General features: G+C 72.3%; 17 protein-coding genes and 1 riboswitch. Of the genes, 5 read left to right on the top strand and 12 right to left on the bottom strand.

From position 1 onward, the window contains the following. Nucleotides 1–106: 106 nt before the first annotated feature. Nucleotides 107–4,297 (top strand): FtsK/SpoIIIE domain-containing protein, encoded by a 4,191-nt coding sequence (locus tag ACBJ32_RS53970; RefSeq protein WP_375133511.1) that lies wholly within the window; start codon nt 107–109, stop codon nt 4,295–4,297. On the opposite strand, the gene ACBJ32_RS53965 is transcribed toward ACBJ32_RS53970, so the two are convergent. From ACBJ32_RS53965 to ACBJ32_RS53935, 7 genes are read right to left on the bottom strand one after another with little or no spacing between them, the layout of a single operon-like run. Continuing rightward, nucleotides 4,294–4,554, bottom strand: coding sequence for a hypothetical protein (locus ACBJ32_RS53965; protein WP_375133510.1), 261 nt, complete (start codon nt 4,552–4,554; stop codon nt 4,294–4,296). The two genes, ACBJ32_RS53970 and ACBJ32_RS53965, sit on opposite strands and share 4 nt — an antisense overlap. Beyond that, nucleotides 4,544–8,932 carry a DUF6531 domain-containing protein gene (locus tag ACBJ32_RS53960; RefSeq protein WP_375133509.1) on the bottom strand — a complete coding sequence of 1,463 codons (4,389 nt, stop codon included), beginning with the start codon at nt 8,930–8,932 and terminating at the stop codon, nt 4,544–4,546. Before ACBJ32_RS53960 ends, ACBJ32_RS53965 begins: the two co-directional genes overlap by 11 nt. A 4-nt stretch (nt 8,933–8,936) precedes the next feature. Continuing rightward, a complete protein-coding gene (locus tag ACBJ32_RS53955; RefSeq protein WP_185110477.1) occupies nt 8,937–9,239 on the bottom strand; it encodes a WXG100 family type VII secretion target in 303 nt (100 codons plus the stop codon). A 6-nt stretch (nt 9,240–9,245) separates the two neighbouring features. Beyond that, complete coding sequence (locus tag ACBJ32_RS53950) at nt 9,246–9,842, bottom strand: hypothetical protein (RefSeq protein ID WP_375133508.1); 597 nt, start codon at nt 9,840–9,842, stop codon at nt 9,246–9,248. Beyond that, nucleotides 9,835–10,494, bottom strand: a complete 660-nt coding sequence (locus ACBJ32_RS53945; protein WP_375133507.1) for a hypothetical protein — start codon at nt 10,492–10,494, stop codon at nt 9,835–9,837. The genes ACBJ32_RS53950 and ACBJ32_RS53945 overlap by 8 nt, the downstream gene beginning before the upstream one ends. Beyond that, entirely contained in the window at nt 10,491–10,784 is a 294-nt protein-coding gene (locus ACBJ32_RS53940; RefSeq protein WP_375133506.1) for a hypothetical protein, read from the bottom strand. The genes ACBJ32_RS53945 and ACBJ32_RS53940 overlap by 4 nt, the downstream gene beginning before the upstream one ends. Then, nucleotides 10,777–12,048, bottom strand: coding sequence for a hypothetical protein (locus ACBJ32_RS53935; RefSeq protein WP_375133505.1), 1,272 nt, complete (start codon nt 12,046–12,048; stop codon nt 10,777–10,779). The genes ACBJ32_RS53940 and ACBJ32_RS53935 overlap by 8 nt, the downstream gene beginning before the upstream one ends. Nucleotides 12,049–12,351: 303 nt before the next feature. On the opposite strand from ACBJ32_RS53935, the gene ACBJ32_RS53930 reads away from it, so the two are divergent. Continuing rightward, nucleotides 12,352–12,960, top strand: coding sequence for a hypothetical protein (locus ACBJ32_RS53930; RefSeq protein ID WP_375133504.1), 609 nt, complete (start codon nt 12,352–12,354; stop codon nt 12,958–12,960). Between the two features lie 149 nt (nt 12,961–13,109). Beyond that, a complete protein-coding gene (locus ACBJ32_RS53925) occupies nt 13,110–14,612 on the top strand; it encodes a M28 family peptidase (RefSeq protein ID WP_375133503.1) in 1,503 nt (500 codons plus the stop codon). 230 nt (nt 14,613–14,842) lie between these two features. Here ACBJ32_RS53925 and ACBJ32_RS53920 read toward each other — a convergent pair whose 3' ends face one another. Both ACBJ32_RS53920 and ACBJ32_RS53915 read right to left on the bottom strand, forming a co-directional pair. Continuing rightward, nucleotides 14,843–16,348, bottom strand: coding sequence for a M28 family metallopeptidase (locus ACBJ32_RS53920; protein WP_375133502.1), 1,506 nt, complete (start codon nt 16,346–16,348; stop codon nt 14,843–14,845). Nucleotides 16,349–16,464: 116 nt separating this feature from the next. Further along, on the bottom strand, nt 16,465–17,412 hold the full coding sequence (locus ACBJ32_RS53915) for a DNA polymerase domain-containing protein (RefSeq protein WP_375133501.1): 948 nt from the start codon (nt 17,410–17,412) through the stop codon (nt 16,465–16,467). A gap of 57 nt (nt 17,413–17,469) precedes the next feature. Continuing rightward, nucleotides 17,470–17,565, top strand: a riboswitch (TPP riboswitch). Between ACBJ32_RS53915 and thiD the strand changes: the two genes are divergently transcribed. Beyond that, nucleotides 17,559–18,362, top strand: a complete 804-nt coding sequence (thiD, locus tag ACBJ32_RS53910; protein WP_357890124.1) for a bifunctional hydroxymethylpyrimidine kinase/phosphomethylpyrimidine kinase — start codon at nt 17,559–17,561, stop codon at nt 18,360–18,362. It overlaps the preceding riboswitch by 7 nt. Next, nucleotides 18,359–19,039, top strand: coding sequence for a TenA family protein (locus tag ACBJ32_RS53905; RefSeq protein ID WP_375133500.1), 681 nt, complete (start codon nt 18,359–18,361; stop codon nt 19,037–19,039). Before thiD ends, ACBJ32_RS53905 begins: the two co-directional genes overlap by 4 nt. 20 nt (nt 19,040–19,059) lie before the next feature. Here ACBJ32_RS53905 and ACBJ32_RS53900 read toward each other — a convergent pair whose 3' ends face one another. The 3 genes from ACBJ32_RS53900 to ACBJ32_RS53890 form a co-directional block, all read right to left on the bottom strand. Beyond that, nucleotides 19,060–21,183, bottom strand: a complete 2,124-nt coding sequence (locus ACBJ32_RS53900; RefSeq protein ID WP_375133499.1) for a carbon starvation CstA family protein — start codon at nt 21,181–21,183, stop codon at nt 19,060–19,062. A gap of 3 nt (nt 21,184–21,186) precedes the next feature. After that, nucleotides 21,187–21,528 carry a hypothetical protein gene (locus tag ACBJ32_RS53895; protein ID WP_357890115.1) on the bottom strand — a complete coding sequence of 114 codons (342 nt, stop codon included), beginning with the start codon at nt 21,526–21,528 and terminating at the stop codon, nt 21,187–21,189. A gap of 116 nt (nt 21,529–21,644) precedes the next feature. Beyond that, entirely contained in the window at nt 21,645–25,388 is a 3,744-nt protein-coding gene (locus ACBJ32_RS53890) for a S8 family serine peptidase (RefSeq protein WP_375133498.1), read from the bottom strand. Between the last annotated feature and the right edge of the window lie 67 nt (nt 25,389–25,455).

Raw genomic sequence — 25,455 nt, 5'->3', positions numbered from 1 at the left:
CACGAGGCGGGGCCAGGGTTGGGTAGTTTGCCCGTCTCGCCATATCGCTAGATTTATCTGTTGAATCGTGCTTCAGTCCCCTGGAGAGGGGATTATGATCATTCGATTGACGATCCGCGATCCGGCGGCCTCCACCGCCGTGGACGCCGAGGTGACGGCGGAGCCGGAGACTCTCGTCGGCTCGCTGCTGCGGGCGCTGCCCTTCCCCGTCAGGGGCCGCCCCTGCTACGTCGGCAGCGACAAGCTCGACCCCGACTCCCGCGTAGCGGACAGCCCGCTGGTGCCGGGGGCGACGATCAGCGTGGGCGAGCCGGAGCGCGCCCAGCCCTGGCGGCCGCTGGCGGCGGCGGGCGCGATCCGCGTGTTCGCCGGTCCGGACGCCGGCCGCGTGATCTGGCTCAGCCCCGGCAGCCACGTCATCGGCCGCGAGTGGACCGACATCCCCCTGCTCCGGGACCAGAAGGTGTCCAGGCGGCACGCCCGCCTCGACGTGTCCTGGACCGGCGAGGCCACGGTCGTCGATCTCGGCTCGCGCAACGGCACCCTCGTGAACGAGCTGGGCGTCCAGGGCCCGGTGGCCTTGCGCCCCGACGGGGTGCTCCAGGTGGGCGACGACCGGCTGCGGTGGGCGCCGCTGCCGTCCACCCGGCTCAGGACCATCCGCGCGCGGGACGGCCGCATCGACTTCGACCGGGCCTTCTCCCCCGCCCCCGCCGTCGCGGGCGCCCGGATCACCATGCCCAGGAACGAGATCCCGCAGCGCAATATCGCGGTGGCGCTGATTTCGTCATTGTTGCCGCTGCCGATATCGATCGCGATGGCAGTCCTGTTGAAAAGCCCCTACTTTCTGCTGTTCGGAATTCTGACGCCGATCACGTTCTTCGGCACGCAGTGGGTGGAAGGGCGCCAGCGCAGGAAGAAGGAGCGCGAGTTCGACCAGCGCAAACGCGACACGATGGAGCGCATCAGGCAGCACGTCGTGCACGAGCAGTGGCTGCGGCACGTCGTCGCGCCCGACGAGGTGGACCTGACGTTCGCCGCCACCCACGAGGGGCCCGGCCTGTGGCCGCGCAACGCCGACTCGCCTGACGGGCTGACCCTGCGCGTGGGGGTGGCGGACGAGCCCGCCACGATCACGTTCGACGGCGAGCCGTGGCCGGAGTTCACGCCGCCGGCCCTGCGCGGGGTGCCCGTCACCGTGGACCTGCGCCAGATCGGCGTGCTGGGCGTCATCGGCCCGCCCGAACCGGTGGACGCGCTGCTGCGCTGGCTGCTGGTCCAGCTCGGCACCCTGCGCGCGCCCGACGAGCTGCGGCTGGTGCTGATCACCGCGTCCGGCGGCGAGCACCTGGCCTGGGCGCGCTGGCTGCCGCACCTGAACGTGGACGCCCCCGTACCGTGCCTGGTCGGCAACACGCCCGAGACCCGCACGGAACGCATCGAGGAGCTCAAGGACCTGGTCACCGAGCGGCTCAAGGCCAAGGAGCGGCGCGTCACCTTCGGTGAGGAGATCGTCGTCGTCCTCGACGGCGCGCGGGCGTTGCGCGACATCCCCGGCATGAAGGAGGTGCTCAGGGAGGGCCCCTCCGTCGGCGTGTACGTGATCTGCGCCGACCAGCGCAGCCTGAACGAGTGCCGCGGCGTCTGCGAGCTGGACGGCACCGGCATGCTGCTCACCCGGGGCCGCCAGGGGCTGCCCATCGCGGTGCAGCCGGAGAGCCTCGGCGAGCAGGCCGCCGAGCGCATCGCCCGCGCGGTGGCGCCGATGCGCGACCGGCTCACCCTGGCCAGGGCCGAGAGCGTCATCCCCGGCGCCGTCCGCCTGCTCGACGCGCTCGGCCTGGGCGTTCCCGACGCCGAGGCCGTGCTGGCGGGCTGGGCCGCCGACCCCGCGCCGACCACCAGGGTGTGCATCGGCGCCGACGGCACCGGCCCCGTCACCGTGGACCTCGCGGCGGACGGGCCGCACACGATGCTCGGCGGGGCGACGGGCGCGGGCAAGAGCATCCTGCTGCAGACCCTGGTCACCTCGCTGCTGCTGGCCAACCGTCCCGACGAGCTGAACCTGGTGCTCGTCGACTTCAAGGGCGGCAGCGCGTTCCTGCCGTTCGAGCACTGCCCGCACGTGGTGGGGCTGATCCGCTCGACCGGCGACACGGCGGCGGACGTCTTCGACGAGAGCGCGGCGCGCCGCGTGCTGGCCTCCGTACGGGCCGAGGTGCGCCGGCGCGAGGCCATCCTGGCCAGGTACGGCGGCGAGATCGACGCCTACTGGAACGCCGGAGGGCGGCTGCCGCGGCTGGTCATGGTGTTCGACGAGTTCGCCCGCGTGCTGGAGACCTCGCCCGACTTCCTGCGCGAGCTGGTGAACGTGGCGGCCAAGGGCCGCTCGCTCGGCATGCACCTGGTGCTGGCCACGCAGTCGCTGCAGGGCAAGCTGTCGCCCGAGCTGAAGAACAACATCTCGCTGCGCATCACCCTGCGCCAGAACGAGCCCTCCGACAGCACCGAGGTGCTCGGCGTGCCCGACGCCGCGACGATCCCGTCACGGCTGCGCGGCCGGGGCATGATCATGCGGGTGGGCGGCGAGCAGCGCACACCCCAGCTCTTCCAGACCGGCTACCTGGGCGACCCGCCGCCCACCGGCTCGGCTCCCGCCACCGCCCGGCTGACCCCCTGGCCGGCGCTCGGGCTGCCCAGGCCCGAGCTGAGGAACGCGCCGCGGACCAGCCGTACCGACCAGGACCTGGCCATCGCGGCCGTGCTGGAGGCCGCAACACGCCTGTCCACCGAGCCGCCGTTCCGCCCCCTGCTGCCGCCGCTGCCCGCCGCGCTGCCGCTGGCCGCGCTGTCGGGGGCGGACGGGGTGCCGTTCGCGCTGCTGGACGACCCTGCCAACCAGGCGCAGCCCGCCATGGGGCTGGACCTGGGCGGGACCGAGCGGCTCATGGTGGCAGGGGGGCCGCAGTCGGGGCGGACGACGTTCTGCCGGACGCTGATCTCCAGCCTGGCGGCGCGCTGCTCGCCCGCGCAGGTGTGGCTCTACGTGGTGGAGAACCAGCCGGGCGGGCTGGGCGCGTACGCGTCGCTGCCGCACTGCGGGGCCGTCATCGGCGGCGGGGAGCCCGACCGGATCAGGCGGCTGGTGACGTGGCTGGCGGGGGAGGTGGAGCGGCGGCGGCTGGCACGCCTGTCGCCCGGAGGGCCGTCCGCGCCGGTGATCGTGCTCGTCGTCGACGGGTGGGAGTACTTCGAGGATCGCGGCAGCCCCGACTTCTTCGAGACGCCGCTGCTGGTCACCCTGCGCGGGATCGTCGCCGGCGGGCCTCCCGTGGGCATCCACACGGTGGCCGTGGGCGGGCACGACATGCTGCGGGGCAAGACGCCTGACCTGTTCTCGCGGCGGCTGTTCCTGCCGTTCCCCCGGGAGGAGACGCGGCGGGCGTACCTCACGTCGGGCATGGTGTCGCCGCCCGTGCTGGCCGGACGGGCCATCGAGGCGGCCGGCGGGCTGCACGCCCAGATCTGCCTCCCGCCCGAGGAACTGCCCGCCCCCGCCCACCGGCCCTCTCACGCCCGCCCCGCCCGCGAACCCGCCAGCGGCCCCAAGCCCTTCCCGCCGCTGCCTGCCGCCGTCCCGCTCCGCGAGCTGCCGGACCCCGCCATCGGCGTCGGCGGCCCCGACGTCACCCCCGTCGAGCTGGACCTCTTCGACCTCGGACCGCACCTCGTGCTGGTCTCCGGCCCCTCCGGCTCGGGCCGCAGCAACGCGGCGCTGGTCATGGCCACCGCGCTGCTGCGGGCGGGGGTGAGGGTGCTGGCCATCGGGCCGCCCCGCTCGCCGCTGGTGCGCTCGCTGCCCGAGGCGCGGGCGCTGGCGGGCACCTCGTTCACGGACGCCGCGTTACGTGAGGCCGTGGAGGCCTTCGAGGGGGAACGGTACGCGGTGGTGGTGGACGACCTCGATCAGGTGACCGTCACGCCCCGGGAGCAGGGGTTCGACACCCTGCCCACGTTGCTGCAGGACATCCTCGCGCCGTCGGAGCTGGGGCGGCGGGCGCTGGTGTTGTGCGGGGACGCCACGCCGCTGCTGGAGGGGCATCGGCGGGCGCTGTCGGGTGAGGTGAGCGAGGTGCTGCGGTCGGGGACGCGGTTCCTGCTGACGCCCACCAGCCGGGTGCACGCCCGCGAGCACGGGATCAACCTGGAGCCGGACCAGTTCTTCGGGGGGCCGGTGGGGCGGGCTTACATGGGGACGGCGCGGCGGCTGGAGCTGGTGCAGTTCGCGGGGGTCTAGAGCTGCTGGGCGTGGCGGAGCTGCTCCTTCATGTTCCAGTCCGGGGGCCGCTCGGACTCCTCGAACCACGGGCAACCCTTGGCGATCCAGGCGTTCCTGGCGCGAAGGATGCCCGTCGGTGTGGCGTCGTGGTAGCCGAACTCGCTGCCGCAGCAGTCGCAGATGTCCCAGGAAGGCGTTTTGCCGTCCTCGCCCCATGGCAGGCCCGGTTGGAGCAGGCCGCAGACCCGGCAGTAGGGGTTGCCGTCATTGGTCATTGAAGTAGTCCAGGTTCGTCGGTCGTCCATGGATCTGCGGGTCCGGCTTGTAGTAGGTCCGGGGAGCACCCTGAGCATTCATCACGCCGAATTGGTCTGTTTGCGGATTGTAGCGAACGATGTCTCCGTTGGGGCGCTGCCTGGTGAGCGTGCCTGACTGGTTGCCGCGCAGGAAGTCCGTAGCCTCTTCCACATACTCCTTGGCGTTGTTCAGGTGCGGGAACTCACTCCCGTGGGAGCGCCAGTGACGGTAGGCGTTCTGAACCGGCGTCCTGTTGTTCGTCGCGCTCCAGATGGGATAGGGGCTCAACCCCAGCGGGTCCATCCACACCTGTGGATTGACCACGTAGGCGTGCGGATCCCAGCCGCCCCGCAGCCCGATCGGGTCCGCGGCCACGTAACACCCGGCATCCGGGTCGTAGTGCCGCAGGAAGTTGTAGAACAGCCCTGATTCCGGATCCTCGTACTGCCCGGGGAACCGCAACGGGCAGTCGGCGCCCGACGTGATCGCGCCCGCCGAGGCGCCCCAGAGGGAGCGGCGGGTGCGCCAGGCGATCTCGCCCTCCGCCGACACCAGCTCCGCGGGCGTCCCCAGCAGGTCCGTGGCGATGGCGTAGAAGCGCTCGTCCACCCACGACCGGGAGCGTTCCGTCTGGATCAAGGGGCGGAAGGAGCCGGGGGCCCAGTCCCAGGAGGTGGTGCGGTCGTCGGTGGACTGCTCGGCCAGGGTGAAGCCGTCCCAGGTGAAGTCGGTGCGGTGGGCACCGTCGGCGCGTTCCTTGGCGATGCGGCGGCCCAGCGGGTCGTAGAGGTAGCGCCATCGGGTGCCGTCCGGGGTGGTGACGGCCGTCAGGCGGTCGTCGGCGTCCCAGGTGTAGTGCCAGGTGCGGGGCTTGGTGGACAGGCCCTTGCGCTGGCGGAGGACCGTACGGCCCTGGCGGTCGTACTCGTAGCGGGTGCGGCCCGCCTGGCGGACCATGGTGCCGGTGTACGCGCGGGGGCCCTGCGAGTCGCCGGGCGACGGCCAGGTGGCGTCGGTGATCTGGCCGGCGGGGTTGTACCGGTACGTCTCCGACCAGTCGGCCGCGTGGACGGCGGTGACACGGCCGGCGGGGTCGAGGTCGAAGCGGCGGCGGCCGGAGAGGACGTCGTCGATCTCCGTGAGCTCGCCGTCCCTGCGGTAGCCGTACGTGCGGCGCTGGACCATCCGGCCGGCCGGGCCCCTGGTGAGGGTCTGGGAGTGGAGCCGGCCGTCGTCGTCCCAGTCGTGCAGCAGGGCGATGCCGGCGCCGAACGTCCTGGAGGTCTCGCGGCCCGCCAGGTCGTGGGTGAAGTTCAGGGTCTGGCCGGCCGTTTCGAGGGTCAGGGGCAGGTCGCGGGCGTCGTACGTCCACACGGTCTCCGCCCCGGAAGGCGTGCGGCGCAGCACCCTGCGGCCCAGCGCGTCGTAGGCCGAGGTGAGCGTGCGGCCGTTGCAGGTCTCGCGGACGACGCGGCCGCGGGCGTCGCGGCCGATGGTGAGGTCGGCGTCGGGGTTCGCGGCGTGCACGAGGCGGCCGAGCGGGTCGTAGTCGAACGTGGTCAGCCGGTCGCCCGCCCGGCGGCCGATGAGCCGGTCCAGGACGTCGTAGACGAAGCTGGTGGACTGCCCGGCGCCGTTGACGCGTTCGGTGAGGTTGCCCACCGGGTTGTGCAGGTAGCTCAGCACGCGGTGGTTGAAATCGGTCTCCTCGACCAGGTTCCCCGCCGGGTCGTAGGCGTAGTGCCAGGTCAGGCCTTGCGGATTGGTGACCTTGGTGAGGCGCAGCTCGGTGTCGTAGCAGAACTCCAGCCGGGCGCCGTCGGGGGTGGTGCGGGCCGTGGGGACGTCGAAGGGGCCGATCTCGAAGCGGGTGGGCTCGCCCATCGCGTCCACGTGCTCGACCAGGTTGTTCTCGGCGTCGTAGGCCCAGCGTTCCACCGCGCCGCCGGGACTGGTGCGGGTGGCGGGGCGGCCCTCGACCGTCCACGTGTGGCGGGTGGTGTGGCCGAGCGGGTCGGTGACGGCGGTGACGCGGCCGAAGGCGTCGCGCTCGTAGCGGGTCGTGGCGCCGGTGGGATCCGTGATCGCCACGGGGAGGCCGGCGGGGTCGGAGGTGATGGTGTGGGTGTGGCCGAGCGCGTTCGTGATCGTGGTCAGGTGGCCACGGCCGTCGTAGGTGCAGGTGGTGTCGTGGGCGGCGACGAGGTTGCCGCGGGCGTCGTGGCGCAGGGTGGTCGTGGTGCCGTCGAAGTCGGTGACGGTGACCGGCAGGTGCAGGGCGTCGCGCGTGCAGCGGCGGGTGGCGCCGTCCGGGCGGGTGATGGAGAGCGGGGCGCCCGCCTCGTCGTAGGTGTAGCGGGTGGTGCGGCCGAGCGCGTCCGTACGGGCGAGCAGCCGGTCGTGGTGGTCCCAGAGGTAGCGGGTGGTGTGGCCGAGCGGGTCGGTCTCGGCGGTGACCTGGAGCAGCTCGTTGTAGTGATATGTCGTGACGTGGCCGAGCGAGTCGCCGGCCCGGGTGACGCCGTCGCCGTAGGAGAGCTCGGTGTTGAACACGCCCGCGGACCCGGTGCCGTACACGCAGCGGCCCTCCAGGTCGTAGGTGTAGGCGTACCAGGTGCCGATGCGGTCCTGCCAGCGCGTCATCCGGCCGTCGTCGTCGTAGGTGAAGCGCAGCGGCAGGCCGGAGGAGTTGGTCACCTCGGTCAGGTCGCCCGCCTCGTCGTAGGCGTACGACAGCAGCCGCTGGCCGGCGCCGCGCAGCCGGATCTCCACGACGCGGCCCTGCGACGTCTCGATGTCCAGGTGGTAGCCGCCGGAGTGGACGATCTCGCAGGGCAGGCCGTCGGTGTAGCGCACGTCGACGCGGTTGCCGTTGCGGTCGCTGATCGCCGCGATGGGCAGCACGCCGGCCTCGGTCGTCTCGGCGAAGTGCACGGTCCGGCCGGTGAGGGGGTCGGTGACCGTGTAGCCGTCGTCGGTCTCGCGCAGGGCCAGGCGGGGGCCGTCGTCCGGGTACGCCGGGCGGTCCTGCTCGGGGTACGGGAACGTGAGCAGGGCGCCGGTCTCGGTGGCCAGGCACAGCCCGTCGGCGTCGGCCTCCAGGCGCTGGTCCAGCGTGGAGGCCCAGGAGCGGCCGAAGCAGCGGCCGGTGCGGTACGTGGACAGGTGGGTGCGTTCCAGGCGGAGCGGCAGCACGCCCGGCAGCTCGACGTCGGTCTGCGGGAGCAGCACGGTGCCGGTCGGGAAGTGCACCGGGTCCTGGCTGAAGAACTGGCGGCCGCGCTGCCACGACGCCGTCGCGGCGGTCCCCTGGCGGGCGCCGCCGCTCTGCACCGCCGTGCGCAGGGAGGGCGAGCTCAGCGCGCTCCCGCCGCCGCGCATGCCCAGGGCGCCGGTGCCGACCAGGGTCCCCCCGCCGCCGCGTACCGCGCCGCTCATGCCCATCACGGCCCTGGCGCCGCGGCCCACCAGGGCGACGCCCCTGCCGATCGGGAGCACGCCGAGCGCCGCCAGCCCGACCTGCCCCAGCGAGCCCCTGCCCTGCCGGTACTTGTTCAGCGCGTCGCCGAGCACCACCGCGCCCGCCGCCACCGCCACGCCGGCCAGGATCACCCCGGCCACCCCGCCGGTGCCGATGACCAGCACCACCAGCCCGGCCACCGCCCCGACCGTGGCCGCGAAGGACACGAAGTCGTCCCAGGACCTGAACGGCGTGCTGATCGTGTCCCAGGCCTTCTGCAGCCACGACTTGTCCCTGATGCCGCTGCCTTCGAGCGCCTGCTCGATCTCCCGGGTGGCCCGGGTCTCGGCGTCCGCGCGCAGCATGGCCGCCTCCTCGGCGATGCGGCGGGCCCGCGCCCGGTCGTCCTCCGCCCGGCGGGCCCGCAGCAGCGCCGGGCGCGCGGCCTCCTGGGCCGGCGGGGCCGCGAGGGCCAGGGCCGACTCCGCCTCGGGCACGTCGCGCACCGGGCCGGGGAGCTGCGCCTGGATCTCGCGCAGCGCCCCCTGCGACTGGGCCGCGGCGGCCTGGCCCCGGCGCAGCGCCGTACCGGCCCGGGCCTTGGCCGCCTCCAGACTGCCCGCGTACGTCATCAGCGCCTCGCCGGCGCCCCGGTACGCCTTGCCCAGCTTGGCCAGCTCGCCGGGCAGCTCGCCCAGCGCCTCGGTGTAGCGGGCCGCGTAGTCGCCGCGCATCCGCAGCGCCGAGCTGTTGCCCGACACGGTGCTCAGCTTGGCCGTGTTGTCCTCGGCCAGCCGCGCCTCTTCGAGCAGCCGGCCGGCGAGCCCTCTGACCTGCCCGGGGTCCCCCGGGGCGGGGTCGCCGGCCAGCCCCAGCACGTCCCATCCGCCCGGCATGGCGTCACGCTCCCGCGCCGCCGCTGAGCGAGGCGTCCAGCTCGCGGTGCTTGGCGATGGCCGTCTTGAGGAACTGGCTCATGCCTTCCAGGCCCTGCATGACCTGCCTGGCGCCGTTGTTCCACTGGTCGTAGTCCTGCTGGAACTTGCCCGAGGCCCGCTCGGTGACGAAGTCGCTGCTCACGAGCTGGTCGATCATCGCCTTGAGCTGGGTCAGCCGGCTCTCGATGTCCTCCTTCTCCTTGTTCAGCCGGGTGGCGCTGTTCTCCACCTGCGGGAAGCTGAGGTGATGGGTTCCACCTGCCATGACGGTTCACTCTCCTTGGGGGCCGGACCAGGCCAGGGTGGCGCTGATCGCGTCGAACAGGTCGAGCATGGGCTCGGCCAGGCTGTGGTGCGGGCTGGTGAGCACCAGGTCCAGCACGCCGTGCCCGCCGGGCACGGGGATGAGGGTCTGCATGACCACCGAGTCGAGCTCGCCGGTCTCGACGCCGGTCACGCGTACGGCGCGGCCCGCGTCCAGCTCCACGATCTCGACGCCGCGCCAGGCGGGCGTGCCGGGCGTGGGCGGCACGGCGACGATGCCCGAGGCGATCGCCTCGACCGTGTTGCCCTCGGGGTCGGAGCGGCCCCGCGTGTGCAGGACCATGAGGGTGGCCAGCACGGTGCCGGCGTCCTCCACGTGGTCGGTCATCGCCGCGCCGAACACCGCCCCGTGCCGCGCCGCCAGGTCGGCGACCTCTCGCAGCACCTTCAGCAGCACCGACCGGTGCGGGGCCAGCTCCGGCGTGGCCGCCACGCGGGCGTCCACCAGCCGGGCCAGATCACCCGTACGGCCGGCGCGCCAGACGTCGAACTCGTACCAGGAGTCGGGCACCCGCAAGGTGAATCCGAAGGGTAGATCAGCCATGGGTCAGCTCCTCCATGAAGGCGTCCACGGGCTCGGGTTCGAGCGTGACGTCGTCGATGCGGACGTTGCGGCCCGGCACGAGCCGGGGTGCCGGCTGCTCGACGCCGCCGAAGCTCACGGCGCCGACCTGCCGGCCGTTCGGCAGGACGATCCAGCCGCCGACGACCGACGCCCCGCGTACCTGCTCCGTCGCCCGGTACAGGCCCGACGGCCGCTCCACGACGGGCGCGGTGAAGCGGAAGGCGTCCTCGCCGAACACCAGGTTCCCCGTCGCGCCGTCCTCGTCCAGGTCGGCGGTCATCAGGGCCTTGCCGCCCTCGGGGGCCGTGAGCGTCACGCGGTTGTCGCGCGCGCCGCCCGACATCCAGACCTCGCGGCGGCCGTCGCAGAAGTAGCCGACGGCCCTGCCCTCGCGGACCGACAGCGCGACGAGCGCGCCGCTGCCGGTCACCCGCCCGGCGAAGTCGGCCTTCTCCGGCGTGGGGTCCTGGCTCCGGTGGGGTGCGGCGGCCTGCCCGGAAGGCTCCCGGAGGAACGCGGCTCGCGCGCCTGCCGGGGCCGCGGGCCGGTCCGTCAGCGCGAACACCAGCGACGCCGCGACCGTCGCGACCAGCACGCCGGTGAGCACGCCGAGGCCGAGCGCCTTCATCACGAGCCGCCCGTGCTGGTGGACAGGGAGTCGGCCAGCGAGCCGTCGAGCGTGCCCGTGCCCTCGACGAGGGCGTCCAGCAGGCCCGCCGCGCGCTCCAGGAGCTGGTTCATGCGCTCCCGGTTGTCGGAGGACTCCTCGAAGAACCTCCGTACGGCGTCGTCGACCTTCTCCGAGCCGGTCCTCGCGTCGAGCGCGCCGGCCCTGCCGCCGTCCAGTGCCGCGCGGATGGCCTTGAGATCCCGCGAGACGTTCGCGGCCTCCTGGCGGTTCGCGGTGAATTCCTCAGCCATTGCTCGTCTCCCCCTTGATGGCCTCGAAGGTGCGCCAATCCCGATAGACGGTCTCGATGATCTGGGGCACGCTGCCGCGGCCCTCCAGGCGCAGTTGCAGCCGTACCGGCAGGCCCTGGCCGTCCACCTGCAGCGTGAACCGCACCGGCCCCTCGGCGGGCAGGCCCGCGTACGTGTCCTGGCCCTCCTCGCCCCTGACCCGGTGGGCCGGGGCCGATCCGCTGAGCGTGCGGCCGTTCGCGCCGGCGGGCGCGCTGGTCACGGTAGAGCCGGCCGCCTCGATCAGGCCCTTGATGGTGCGCGGCGAGCTGAGCTCCCTGACGGTGCCCGCCGTCCGCTGGGCGCACGGCTCCAAGGGCGGGTGATCGGCGTCGAACGCCACGCCTCCCGCAACCCCCCTGCCGCCGACGAGGGACACGGGGGTGGGGCGTGGATCGTTCCCACAGGTGAGTTTCATGTCGTACGACGTGGCGGGCGCGCCCGGGTCGAAGCTCAGCCGCCCCTCCGCCACCGTCTGCTCCGTCGCCTGCGTCTCCTCGATCACCTGGCGGAACGTGGCCGTGCGCCGGCCGACAGCGCTCAGCACGTCGCTCGCGCCCGGCTCCGGCCCGCTCCCCTGACCGGAGATCATGATCACCGCGCCGGCCGCCCCCGCGACGAGCGCGATGCCGATGGCGATGCCCGTGAGGTACGCCGGCCTGCGCCAGAGCGGCGTGGGCACGACGTGGTCCGCGTACGGGGCCGGCTCCTCCGGCCTGGTCCGCCGCTCGGCCTCCAGCAGCAGCTCGTCCACCGTGGCGCCGTGGGCGGCGCCGGAGTGGCCGAGCAGGATGCGTACCAGGTCGACGGCCGACGGGCGGGAGGTCGCGTCGGAGCGGCGGCACTCGCCGATCACCGCGCGCAGCGCGGGGAGCAGCCTGTCGAGGTCGGCCCCGTCGTCGGGCTCGCGCCCCGTCGCCGCGAACACGACCACGCCGGCCCAGTCCTTGACGTCGTGGGCCGGGAACAGGCTGTCGCGCGGCCCCGGGGCGAAGAACACCTGGCCGCGCGGCCCGATCATGACGTTGCCCGGGCTGAGCCGCAGCCCCGCGATCCCGCCCAGGTGCAGCCTGGCCATGGTGGCGGCGCTGCCGAGCGCGAACAGGTAGAGCGCCTCGTCCTTGAGGGGGCCCGCCGTCCTGACGGCAGCGGCGAGCGTCTGGCCCCTTCCCAGGTAATCGCGCGGCCGCAGGGCCAGGCCGTCGCTCCATCCCTGAAATTCCATCGCCATCCCCGGGGCAGCCGGTCAGCGCGGCAGGGCACGCTCGAAATCCGCCTTCGCGCAGGTCAGGTGGCGTTTTTCGGGGTCGGTGCGTGCCGTTGTCCGACAGGTTGTACGCGGTCGCGCGGGGATGGGTTCAACCGAATTCGTGAAAATCTTTCCCGCTGGTGGGAACCGGTATGGGTCCGGCCGGGACGGCGGTGCGGGGCTGGTTGCCGTGGGCCGGCTCCGGGGTGCCGCCACTTGACCTTGACGCGACGTCAACGTTTCTAATCGGGGGCGAGGCCACCGAGAAGGAGAAACGTGATGGTCCGGGTCGCACTGCGGTTGCTGGGGTTCGAGCTCAAGGGACTGGCCGCCATCGGGCTGTGGGTGCTTCGGCGCAGGCACGGGGTGCCCCCGGGCGCGACCGCCGTGCCGTACGCCAAGGAGCAGGCCTTCGTGCTGACGTTGTTCTCGTTCGCCATGGCGGTCGAGACCGTGGTGATCGATCTGCTGCTGGTCGCGCTCGACGTGCCGGCGTGGCTGCGGTTCGGGGTGCTGATCGCCGACCTGTACGGCCTGCTGTACGTGGCCACGACGGCCGCCGCCTGCGCGACCCGGCCGCACGTGGTGACCCGTGACGAGCTGCTGATCAGGTACGGCGCCTACTTCGAGCTGCGCGTGCCCCGTGACCTGGTCACCGCCGTCCGCGCCGGGGGGTCGTACAACGAGGACAGCATGGTCACGGTCAAGGACGGCAGGCTGACCGTGGCGGTCTCCTCGCGCGTGAACGTGGCGATCGAGCTGGCCGAGCCGCTCACCGTCGTGCGGCCGCTCGGCCGCCGGGCCGAGGTGACCTCGATCCGGTTCTTCGCCGACTCGCCGGACGCCGTCCTGGCGGCGCTGCGGAGCGGGGAGACCGCCCGGTCCTGACCTGTCCCGGCACATCCCGCGCCAGGCCCTAGGCGAACCCCATTTGCGGCGTTACGTTCCAGTAAGCACCATCTCGGGATCTTCCACCCTCGACCTCGGATGGAGGCGCCGCCATGCTCTTATCTAGGCGCTCGACCTGGAAAAACGGCATGAGATCACTCATCGTCGCGGCGATCGTCACCCTCACCCTCTCCCTCACCCCCGCCCTGGCCGCACCGGCCGCCCGGGCCGCCGCGCCACCGGACATCCCGCTGGCCAACGTCAAGGCCCACCTGTCCCAGCTCCAGGCCATCGCCAACGCCAACGGCGGCACCCGGGCCCACGGCCGGCCCGGTTACCTGGCCTCGGCGAACTACGTCCGGGCTCAGCTCGACGCCGCCGGCTACACCACCACCCTGCAGTCGTTCACCTACAACGGCGCGACCGGTTACAACGTCATAGCCGACTGGCCGGGCGGCGATCCGAACGACGTGCTCATGGTCGGCGCGCATCTCGACAGCGTGGCGGCCGGGCCGGGCATCAACGACAACGGCTCGGGCAGCGCGGCCATCCTGGAGACCGCGCTCGCGGTGTCCCGCCAAGCGTTACAGCCGGCCAAGCACCTGCGTTTCGCCTGGTGGGGAGCGGAGGAGCTGGGGTTGCGCGGCTCGCAGTTCTACGTGAGCAACCTGCCGGCCGCCGAGCGGGCGCGGATCAAGGGGTACCTGAACTTCGACATGGTCGGCTCCCCGAACGCCGGATACTTCATCTACGACGGCGACAACTCGGACGGAACGGGGTCGGGACCGGGACCGGCCGGCTCGGCCCAGCTCGAACGGACCCTCCAGGACTACTTCGCCTCCATCGGCGTGCCCACCCGGGGCACCGACTTCGACGGGCGCTCCGACTACGGGCCGTTCATCGCCGTGGGCATCCCGGCGGGCGGCACGTTCACCGGCGCGGAAGGCATCAAGAGCGCCGCCCAGGCCACGCTGTGGGGCGGCACCTCCGGGCAGGCGTTCGACGTCTGCTACCACCGCGCCTGCGACACGACCGCCAACATCAACGACACCGCCCTCGACAGGAACGCCGACGCCATCGCCTACGCGGTGTGGACGATCGGCACCGCCGTCCCGCCGGTGACCGTCTGGTCGGACACGTTCGAGACGGCCACGGGCTGGACCGCCAACCCGTCCGCCACCGACACCGCCACCCTCGGCCAGTGGGAGCGCGGTGACCCGGAGGCCACCACGTCCAGCGGCGCCAAGCAGCTCGGCACCACGGTCAGCGGCACGAACGACCTGGTCACCGGGCGGCCGGCAGGCTCCTCGGCAGGCGCGTACGACGTCGACGGCGGGATCACCTCGATCCAGTCGCCGCCGATCACCCTGCCGTCCACCGGCGCGCTGAACCTGTCGTTCTCGTGGTACCTGGCGCACGGCTCGAACGCCTCCAGCGCCGACTACCTCCGGGTCCGCGTGGTCGGCAGCACCACCGCCACGGTGTTCAACCAGGCCGGCGCGGCCACCAACCGCAACGGCTCCTGGGCCACGGCCACGGCGAGCCTGAACGCGTTCGCCGGCCAGACCGTCCGCATCCTCGTGGACGCCGCCGACGCCTCGGGCGCCTCCCTGGTGGAGGCGGGGATCGACAACGTGGCGATCACCCGGTAGCCCTTCCGGGCCGGTCCACGGAGAAGGACCGGCCCGGAACACCCAGCATCCTCATGGAGCCGTCATGGCACTATCTCTATTTGCCCTGAAAAGGGTCCGTAAATCGGCACTTCCGCTTCTCGTCGCCGTCATGCTCGCCGGGGTCTGACCCCCGCCGCCGAGGCGGGCGCGCCGCGCGATCCGGAGATCGAGAAGAGGCCGGGTGGGCCACCCCACCCGGCCGGGTCTCGTCAGCTGGTGGTCGACTCCGCCGACAGGGCGGCCGCCGCCTGGGGCGGCGTCCTGGGCGGGATGGCGCGCAGGTTGAAGGCGAACCTGGCGACCGAGTCCGCGATCGCGTCCGAGTCCACGTCGAGCGCCGTGTCGTTGACGTTGGCGATCGTGTCGCACGCCTGGTGGTAGCAGACGTCGTACGCCACGCCGGCCGTGCCGCCGAACAGCGCCGCCTCCTCGGGCGTCTTGATGCCCTCCGCACCGGTGAAGATGCCACCGGACGGGATGCCGACGGCGATGAACGGCCCGTAGTCGGAGCGGCCGTCGAAGTCGGTGCCCACGGTCGGCAGCGACCGGGAGCCGAAGAACGCCTCGAACTGCTCCTCGATCTCGGCCGAGCCGGGCGGTCCGGCGGGCGAGCCGGCGCCGTCCGAGTCGTCGCCGTCGTACAGCTTGTACGCGTGGTTCGGCGAGGCGATCATGTCGAAGTTCAGGTACACCCTGATCCGGTCGCGCTGCGCCTCCGACAGGGCCGCGACGTACTGGTCGGACCCGAGCAGGCCGATCTCCTCGGCCGCCCAGAACGCGAAGCGCACCTTGTTCTTGGTCGGGACGAGGGCCATCTCCTCAGCGATCTCGAGGATGGCCGCGCTGCCCGAGCCGTTGTCGTTGATGCCCGGCCCCTCCGGCACGCTGTCGAGGTGCGCGCCGACCATGACGACGTTGCGCGGGTCGCCGAAGCGGCTCTCGGCGATCACGTTGTCGTTGGTGCCGAGCACGAGGTTGGCGTCGACCTTGAGCCGGACGGTGGCGCCGGGCGTGGCCGCCAGCTCGTTGCCCACGGCGAAGTCGGCGAACACCATGGGGATCCCGGCCCGCCACTCGCCGATGTCCAGCGCGTAGGCGTCCGTGCGGCCCGGCTGGCCCTCGTTGAAGACGATGATCCCGGACGCTCCGGCCCGGCCCGCGTTCATCACCTTGTTGACGAAGGGGCAGGTGCCGCGCTGGATGAGCGCGATCCGGCCGGGGACGAACCCGGCGAAGTCGGAGGCCTCGCAGCCGCTGGTGGAGCTGGGCGCCGGGGCCGGCGGCAGGGTCAGGTCCACTCCCTGGACCTGGGCGGTCACGTCGCCGGCCGGGGAGGGCTGGAAGGTGAGGAAGTCGTCGTTGGGCACGTACGACTTCGCGGTCGGCGCGGTGAGGTCGAGCACGGGCGGGCTGTTCTCGCTCCAGCTCTCGACGTAGTTGATCGGCTGGCGCGTGACCTTGTAGCCGGCCCTGCGCAGCTTGCCCTCGACGTACGCCACGGAGGCGTCGTAGCCGGAGGTCCCGGCGGCGCGGTTGCCGCCGTTGGCGTCGGCGATGGCCTGGAACGCGTCGAGATGCTTCTTGACGTTGGTGCCCTTGACCTTCTTGACGAGCACCTTGGCGAAGGCGTCGTCGAGGCCGCCCGCCTGCGCGGGCACGGCCGTGGCCAGGGGTAAGGCGAGGACGGCGATCAGGACGGTGATGATTCTTCGCATGCAGGTCCCCCCATGGGTTACCAGGAACGCGGCCTTTCCCCCCGAGGCGCCGCTGCCCGAACGTAACCCGGCGAAGAATCAGCGTGAAGACCCACTATTGTCGCAAATTTGCGACATCACTCCTCGCGCCGGGCGCGGGCGCGCCGCTTGCCCTCGTGCATCGCCTGCACGCGGGCGATCGGGATCGTGTGTCCCTCCTCGACCAGGTCGGCGGGCAACCGCTGCGGCCCGGGCATGTGCTCGGCCCACGGGTCGGCGTCCTTCAGCAGCCCCGGCGCGGTGCGCACGGTGAAGTCCCGCGGCGACACGCGCTCCAGCTCCGACCACGCCAGCGGGAAGGAGACGGGCACGCCGGGCCGGATGCGCGGGCTGTAGGCGGCCACCACCGTGGCCCCGCCCGCCCGGGTGGAGTCGAGGAACACCTTGCCCGCGCGGTCCTCCCGGATGAACGCCGTGGTCGCCAGCGCCGGGTCCAGCCGCTCGGCCCGCGCCGCCAGCGCCCGGGTGGCCGCCGCGAGGTCGTCCATCGCCGTGCCCGCCACCACGGGCACGAACACGTGCACCCCCTTGGCGCCGCTCGTCTTCACCGCGCCCGCCAGCCCCATGTCCTCCAGGGCCTGCCGGACCAGCAGCGCACCGCGCACCGCCAGCGAGAAGGAGTCGTCGTGCTCGGGCGGGTCGAGGTCGAGCACCAGGTGGGTGGCGTGCTCGCCGGCGAACAGCGCCGGGTGGTACTCCACCGCCCGCTGGTTGGCGAACCACAGCAGCGTCTTCCTGTCGTCGCACAACGCGTACGTCACCTGCCTGCGCGACGCCTCCGCCCACATGGACACCGACCGCACCCAGTCGGGGGCGTACTTGGGCAGGTTCTTCTGCATGAACGGCGCTTGCCCCGGGCGCACGCGGACGACCGAGAGCGGGCGGTCGCGCAGCACGGGGATGATGCGGTCGCGGACGGCGTCGAGGTAGTCGACCAGGTCGCGCTTGGTGGCGCCGGCACCGTCGAACAGCGGCTGGTCCAGGTTGGTCAGATCGACCCCGTCACGCGTCTCATCAGCGGCCACCCGCCCTACGATGCCGATCCTCGAACGTGTGGTCAACAACGACGCCTGTTAGAGTAGGCCGTTGACGCGGGGTGCCCGGAGGGCCGGGCTGAGATCACACCCGTCGAACCTGATCTAGCTCGTACTAGCGAAGGGACGTCACAGCCGTGAGCGCTGTTCCCAAAGTCCTGTCCATCGCGGGCACCGATCCCAGCGGCGGCGCCGGGATCCAGGCGGACCTGAAGACCTTCTCCGCGCTCGGCGCGTACGGCATGACCGTCGTCACCGCGCTGGTCGCGCAGACCACCACCGGCGTGACCGGCATCCACGAGGTGCCGGCCGAGTTCGTGGCCCAGCAGCTCGACACACTGCTGACCGACGTGCCGGCCGACGCCGTGAAGATCGGCATGCTGGGCAACGCGCCGCTGATCAAGGCGGTGGCGGCGGCGCTCGACACCTACCGGCCCGCGTACGTCGTGCTCGACCCCGTCATGGTGGCCAAGAGCGGCGACCGGCTGCTGCCCGCCGACGCGGTGGCCGCGCTGCGCGAGACGCTGCTGCCCCGCGTGCACCTGATCACCCCCAACCTGCCGGAGGCGGCCGACCTGCTCGGCGAGAAGCCGGCCGCGAGCCTGGCGGAGATGCACGACCAGGCGCAGCGGCTGCGGGCGCTGGGCGCGCGCCAGGTGCTGCTCAAGGGCGGCCACCTCGACGGCGACACGTGCGTGGACGTGCTGGCGACGCCCGAGGGCACGATCGAGCTGGCCGCGCCCCGCGTGGACACCAGGAACACGCACGGCACGGGCTGCACGCTGTCCTCGGCCATCGCGGCGCTGCGCCCGCGCCACGACGACTGGGCGGGCGCGGTGCGGGCGGCCAAGGCGTACCTCACCGAGGCGCTGCGCGCGGCCGACAGCCTGCACGTCGGCCACGGCCACGGCCCCGTCCACCACTTCCACGCCATCTGGTGAGCGCACAGGACATGTTCTGCGACGACGTCTGGCAGCGCACGGCCGAGCTGATGCGCGCCGTCCACGAGCACCCCTTCATCACCGCCCTCGGCGACGGCACCCTCGACCGCGAGCGGTTCGGGTTCTACATGGTGCAGGACGCCCGCTATCTGGAGGCGTTCTCCAAGGCGCTGGCCACGGCCTCCGTCCGGGCCACCGCCGCGGACGACGCGGCGTTCTGGGCGCAGAGCGCGCACACGGCGCTGGCGGCCGAGCGCATGTTGCACGCCGGGTACATCGAAGAGCTCGACGCCAAGGGCCCCACCTCGCCGACGTGCCTGGCGTACTCGTCGTACCTGCAGGCCACGGCCCTGACCGCGCCCTACCCGGTGATCGCGGCGGCGGTGCTGCCGTGCTTCTGGATCTACCAGGACGTCGGCACGGCGCTGCTGGAGCGCGTCGGCGACACCGCCGGCCACCCGTACGGCAAGTGGATCTCCACCTACGCCGACCCGGGCTTCGCGGCCTCCGTCGAGCAGGCCAAGGCCATCGCCGACCGGCTCGCGGCCGCCGCCGGCCCGGACACCCGCGAGGCGATGGCGCAGGCGTACTGCCGGGCGGCGGCGTACGAGTGGATGTTCTGGGACAGCGCGTGGCGGCGCGAGAGCTGGCCCACGGAGCGGTGGCTGACGGCTTGAGGCGGCCCGCGGCGCGGTGGCTAGCCGCTTGAGGAGGCTCTGGCGATCATCTCCTTCTCCTCGCGGGTGGCGATGAGCCCGGCGGGGGCGTAGATCTTCGACTCCTCGAACGGCGCCTCCGTGCTGGGCAGCGGCTCCCGCAACCGGATCGCCTTGATCCACACGCGGGCGGCGTCGAGGATCACCACGATGATCAGGATCGCGAACAGCGCCGCCAGGATGCCGTCCACGGTGGAGTTGACCACGATCTGCTCCATCGCGCCGGTCGTCTTGGCCGGCGCGAGGAGCTGCCCCTGGTCGAGCGCCGTCTGGTAGCGGTCGCGCTGGGCGAAGAAGCCGAGCGTCGGGTCGGGCGAGAACACCTTCTGGTAGCTGGCGGTCAGCGTGACCGCCACGTCCCAGGCCAGCGGCACGCCCGTCACCCAGGCCCATTTGAGCCGCCCGCTCTTGATCAGCAGGGTCGTGGCCACGGTCAGCGCCACGGCGGCCAGGAGCTGGTTGGCGATGCCGAACAGCGGGAAGAGCTGGTTGATGCCGCCGAGCGGGTCGTTGACGCCCTGGTAGAGGAAGTATCCCCAGGCGGCCACGACCACGGCGCTGGTCACGACCAGCCCCGGCCACCAGCTCACCCGCGAGATCGGCTTCCACAGGTTGCCCAGCGTGTCCTGGAGCATGAACCGCCCCACGCGCGTGCCGGCGTCCACGGTGGTGAGGATGAACAGCGCCTCGAACATGATCGCGAAGTGGTACCAGAACGCCTGGAGACCCGCCCCGCCGAGGAAGCCGGAGAAGATCTGCGAGATGCCCACGGCCAGCGTGGGCGCGCCGCCCGTCCTGGCGATCAGCGTCTCCTCCTGCACGGCCGCGGCGGCGGCCTGCAGCTCTTCCGGCGTGATGACGAAGCCCATGTTCGTGACCGCCTCGGCGGCGGTCTGCACCGTGGCCCCCACGACGCCCGCCGGGGAGTTCATCGCGAAGTAGAGGCCGGGGGTCAGCACGCAGGCCGCCGTGATCGCCATGATGGCCACGAACGACTCCATGAGCATGGAGCCGTAGCCGATCATCCGGACCTGGGTCTCCTTCTGGATCATCTTCGGCGTCGTGCCGGACGAGATCAGCGAGTGGAAGCCCGACAGCGCCCCGCAGGCGATGATGATGAACACGAACGGGAACAGCGACCCGGCGAACACCGGGCCCTGCCCGCTGAAGGCGAAGTCGGTGAAGGCCGTGGTCTGCAGCGGGGGCGCGGTGACGGCGATGCCGATGGCGATCAGCACGATCGTGCCGATCTTCATGAACGTCGAGAGGTAGTCGCGCGGCGCGAGCAACATCCACACGGGCAGCACGGCCGCGACGAACCCGTACGCGATCAGCCACAGCGCCAGCGCCGACGGGCTCAGCGTGAAGAACGGCGCCCAGCTCGACCCCTGCACCCAGCCGCCGGCCACGATCGACAGGATCAGCAGCGCGACCCCGATGACCGTGGTCTCGACGACCTTGCCCGGCCTGATCACCCGCAGGTAGAACCCCATGAACAGGGCGATCGGGATCGTCATCGCGATCGAGAAGACGCCCCACGGCGACTGCGCCAGCGCGTTCACCACGACCAGCGCCAGCACGGCCAGCAGGATGATCATGATGGCGAAGACCGCGATGAGCGCCGCGGCCCCGCCGATCGGCCCGATCTCCTCGCGGGCCATCTGCCCGAGGCTCCTGCCGTTGCGGCGCATGGAGAAGAACAGGATCACCATGTCCTGGACGGCCCCGGCGAAGATCACTCCCGCGATGATCCAGATGGTGCCGGGCAGGTAACCCATCTGGGCCGCCAGGACGGGCCCCACCAGCGGCCCCGCGCCGGCGATGGCGGCGAAGTGGTGACCGAACAGGATCCGGCGGTCGGTCGGCTGGTAGTCGATGCCGTTGTCGAGCCGCTCGGCAGGGGTGGCCCTGCGGTCGTCGGCGCGCAGCACCTTGCGCACGATGAAGCGGGCATAGAACCGGTAGGCGATGGCGTACGAACCGAGCGCGGCGCACAGCAGCCACACCGCGTTGACGTTCTCGCCTCTGGACAGGGCGAGCACGGCCCACCCCACGGCGCCGACGATGGCCACCGCCGTCCAGATGATGATGGAACGCACCTTCACCGATTACCTCCCGTAGTGAGGGCCATAGAGGGGGCGGCCCAGACAGCAGCGCAGACCGGCGTCCGGCGGCAGATCGGAGACGAAGCGCCGCCAGCGCCACAGCGGGCGGCAGTCGATCGTGACGGGGAGGTCGGCGAGATGCAGCCAGGCGGTCGGATGGGCGAACACCAGGTCGGTCGGCCCCAGCGGGCGGGCCCGGCGGGGCAGCTTGGCCCGGCTCAACGCCCTGACCGAGAATTCCCCCGCGTCCGCGCAGCAGAGGCCGGTCACGTGCCAGTCGAAGAAGATCACTTCTCCGTCGCGGAGCGCTTCACGGGCTGCGGAGGTGAGCGTGATACGGGACATCTGGGGCTCCTGAAGATCAGGCAGCTCAGAATCAACACGGGCTTACCCGCCGTGGTCACTTCCGAAACGGCAGGAGCGCCCCCCGTTTTCCCGGGAGGCGCTCCTGCGTCAGAAGGTCACTGCTTCCACGGCTCGAAGTACGCCACCGTGGCGAAGTCGACCTCCAGCGCGAACGGCGGGGTGCCGCCTGTCGCGCTGGAACCCGTCACGAAGATCCGGACCCCTTCGGCGCCGGTCGCGTCCACGGCCAGGCCGTGGGCGTTGTCCGAAGCGCCGACCGCGCCGTCGTAGCGGCCCACCCAGAGCTGCTCGCCGCTCCCGGCCTCGTACGCCACGGTCACGTAGTCCGTGCCCTTCGCCTGGTCGTCGGCGCTCTGGCCGGCGATGACGACCTTGCCGCCGTCCGGCGTCACCCTGACAGCCCAGGCGTAGTCCTCGTTCTTGGCCTGCCCGTCGAAGCGCTGCGCCCAGGACCGCTGCCCGGTGGCCGCGTCGTAGGCGAGGGTGGTGAAGTCGGAGCCGGTGCCCTCGCCGGTGGTGTTGCCGGTGACGTACAGCCTGCCCTGGGCGAGCGTCAGGTCGTGCGGGGTGTCGCTCTGGTGTCCCGGCCCGTCGTAGCGGTCGGCCCACAGCTCCTTGCCCGTGGCGGTGTCGTACGCGACCGTCATCACGTCGCTCTGGGTGTCCTGCGTGTCGATGCTGCCGGTGAGGTAGACCGCGCCGGCGTCGGCGGCCATGCCCGAGGGCACGTCGATGCCGTTCGCCGGGCCGTTGTGCCGGGCCGTCCAGAGCTGCCGGCCGGTGGCGGCGTCGTAGGCGACCGTGCCCCAGTCGGACAGGCCGGTGCCCTCCTCGCCCTGGCTCTGACCGCTGACGAAGAGCTTCGTGCCGTCGGGGGTCAGCTCGATCACGCGGGCGTCGTCGGTGCCCTTGCCGGGGCCGTCGTAGCGGGCCTGCCACTTCTCCTTGCCGTCGGCGGTGTCGTAGGCGGCGACGAAGTAGTCGGCCTCGCCGTTGTCGCCGACCGTGGTCATGCCGGTGACGTAGGCGGTCCTGCCGTCGGGCGCGACCTTCACCCCGTTGGCGTGGTCGGCGTGCGCGTTCGCCGCGGTGTAGCGGGCCGTCCAGAGCGGCTCGCCGGAGGCCGCGTCGTAGGCGAGCGTGACGGCGTCGGTGCCGGTCTCCGTGCCGGCGCTGATGCCCGCCACGAACAGCTTGCTCCCGTCGGGGCTCAGCTCCAGCGCGAACGGCTCGTCGTAGTTGCCCGCCGGGCCGGCGTAGGTCCTGCTCCACAGCTCCTTGCCGGTGGCGGCGTCGTAGGCGACGGTGGCGATGCTCGGGCTGAGCAGGCCGGGCGTGGAGCCGTAGCTGGCGCCGGTGACGTAGACCCGCTTGCCCGCGGGGTCGTTGACGATGAACTCGGCGGTGTCCTGGCCGCCCGCGACGCCGTACGTGGCCGCCCACTTCTCGGGCACCGGGCGCACCACGACGGGCGTGCGCACGGTGTGCTTGCGCTCCTTCCACGTGAGCTGCCCGCCCACGTAGGCGTTCATGGGGGCCGTGGTCCGCGTGAACGTGACCGTGAACGACTTCGTCTGCCCGGCACGCAGCGTCAGCCGGCTCGGCGACACCTTGGCCTCGATGCCGTCGAGGCCGGTGACGGAGGCGGTGTACGTGGCGGTCGAGCGGCCCACGTTGGTCACCTCGCGGGTCACCCGCTGCGTGCCGGGGAGCCTGCCGACGGCGATCGAGGGCACGTTCAGGTCGCTGGGGTCGAAGGAGCGGCCCTTCCCCGCCAGCGCGTCGCACACCTTCGGCTCGACGGCGTTGGTGCTGCCGCACAGGAAGGCCGTCCAGTCCTCGATGCCGCTGTCGTAGACGAGGCCGGGGTCGGCGGCGCTGTTCGGGGTGACGTGCCCGGCGCCCTGGCCGAAGATGACGGACGGGTCGGTGGACGGGCCGTCCTTGACGTCGGAGCCGCTGGTCATCAGGGCCGACTTGACGGCCATCGGGGACCAGCGCGGGTTGAGGTCCTTCAGCAGCGCGGCCAGCCCAGCCACGTGCGGGGCGGCCATGGAGGTGCCGCTGGAGACGTTGAACTCCAGCCCGTTCGCGCCCGGCGGCGCGTACGCGGCCAGGATGTCCTGGCCGGGGGCGATCAGGTCGGGCTTGAGCAGGTCGCCGCCGGCCGCCTGGAGCGGGCCGCGCGAGGAGAACGCGGCCACGTACGGGGCGGGGGCGTCCGTGGTGATCCTCGCCTGCTCGACCGTGGCCGTGGCGCCGTCCGTGGCGGCGTAGTCCTTGACGGCCTGCCGGTCCTTGACCGCGAGATGCACGGTGGGGATGGGGTGCAGGTCGGCGTTGAGCGAGTTCTCGTCCGCGTTCGTCAGGATCACGCCGACGCCGCCCGCCTCGGAGACCGCGACGCTCTTGTTGACCCGCGGCGTGGTGCCGCGGTCACAGAGCACGATCTTGCCCTTGACCTTGGCCGGGTCCAGCACCGCCGTGCCGCCGTTGTCCCTGGCGGCCCAGCACTGCGCGGCCTTCGCCGGGTCCGCTCCGGCCACCGCGGCCGCCGCGGCGTCGATGAGCGGCGCGGGCCCCGCCTTGGTGGCGGCCACCGAGGCGCCGCCGTACGAGGCGCCGTTCCCGAGCGTCGCCGAACCCTGCGTGGCGCGGTTGTGCGTGCCGGCCGCGACCGTGGTCACCCACGGGGACGGGTGCGCCACCGTGGCGGCCCCCGGCCCGTCGTTGCCGCCCGCCGCGGCCACGAACACGCCCGCCTCCGCCGCCGCCAGGAACGCCAGCTCAGCCGGGTCGAGCAGGTCCGTGCTGGTGCCCGAGACCGAGTAGTTGATCACGTCCACGCCGTCGGCCACCGCCTGGTCGATGGCGGCGACCAGGTCCGAGTAGTAACCGTTCGCCGTCGAGGCGTCCTGCGTGGACCACAGCGCCTTGTACGCGGCGATCCTGGCGCGCGGCGCGATGCCGCTGATCTCGCCGAACGCCGCCGCCGGCCCCGTCACGGCCACGTCATGGTTGCCGCCCGCCGTGGAGGCCGTGTGCGTGCCGTGGCCGTTGTAGTCGCGCGGCGACTGGAACTCCCACGGGAGCTGCTCCTTGACGCCCGCGTCACCGCCCCAGCCGGCGTTGAAGTGCTTGGCCGCGACGATCTTGCCGTTGCACAGCGTGGCGTCCCACGACTGGTCCGGGCTGCTCTGCGCGCAGCCGCCGTGGAAGCCGCGGAGCGGGCCGTACCGCCTGCCGCTCGCGTCCGGGTTGGCGAAGCTCTGGCTGCTCGCCCAGATGCCGCTGTCGATCACCCCGATGACCAGGCCGTCACCGGCGCCCTCGCCCTTCCTGCCGCCGGTCGGCCCGCCGAGCCGGTCCCACAGGCCGCCGCGGGCGTCCAGGCCGAGGAAGGCCGGGGTCGAGGAGGTCGCCACCGAGACCTTCCTGTCCTCGGTCACGGACACGACCTCGGGTAAGGCCCGCATCTTCGCCGCCTGGCCGGCGGTCATGCGCGCGGCGAAACCCTCGTAGGAGTAGACGTACTCGTAGAGCTTGCGGCCGCCGGCCTTGCGCAGCGCGGCGTCGTGGCGGCCCTTCAGATGATCGACGTACTCGGTCACCTCGGCCGAGCCCGTCTCGATCTTCTCGCCCTCGGCGGGCTTGGTCCTCGCCAGCCCGGCCACGTCACCCTCGTACGTCGCCACGGGCTCCGCGGCGAGCCGCACGAGATAAGTCTTCTGCTCCTCCGCGCCGGCCGCCGCCGTGCTCGGCCAGGCGAGCCCGGCCATCGTCAGCCCGGTCAGCGCGGCAGTCGCCACCAACCGTCTGGGGGATGTGGACAGATGCATCGTCGCCCCTTCATGCGTTCCGCAGATCACGCGGATGATCGCCGACGCTAATAAGGGGCAGGCTGGG

Origin of the sequence: Nonomuraea sp. GTA35 (assembly GCF_041950525.1) — a bacterium.
Lineage (GTDB): Bacteria > Actinomycetota > Actinomycetes > Streptosporangiales > Streptosporangiaceae > Nonomuraea.
Note: the sequence above shows the minus strand (reverse complement) of the source record. Positions and strands in the feature narration are given on the sequence as shown.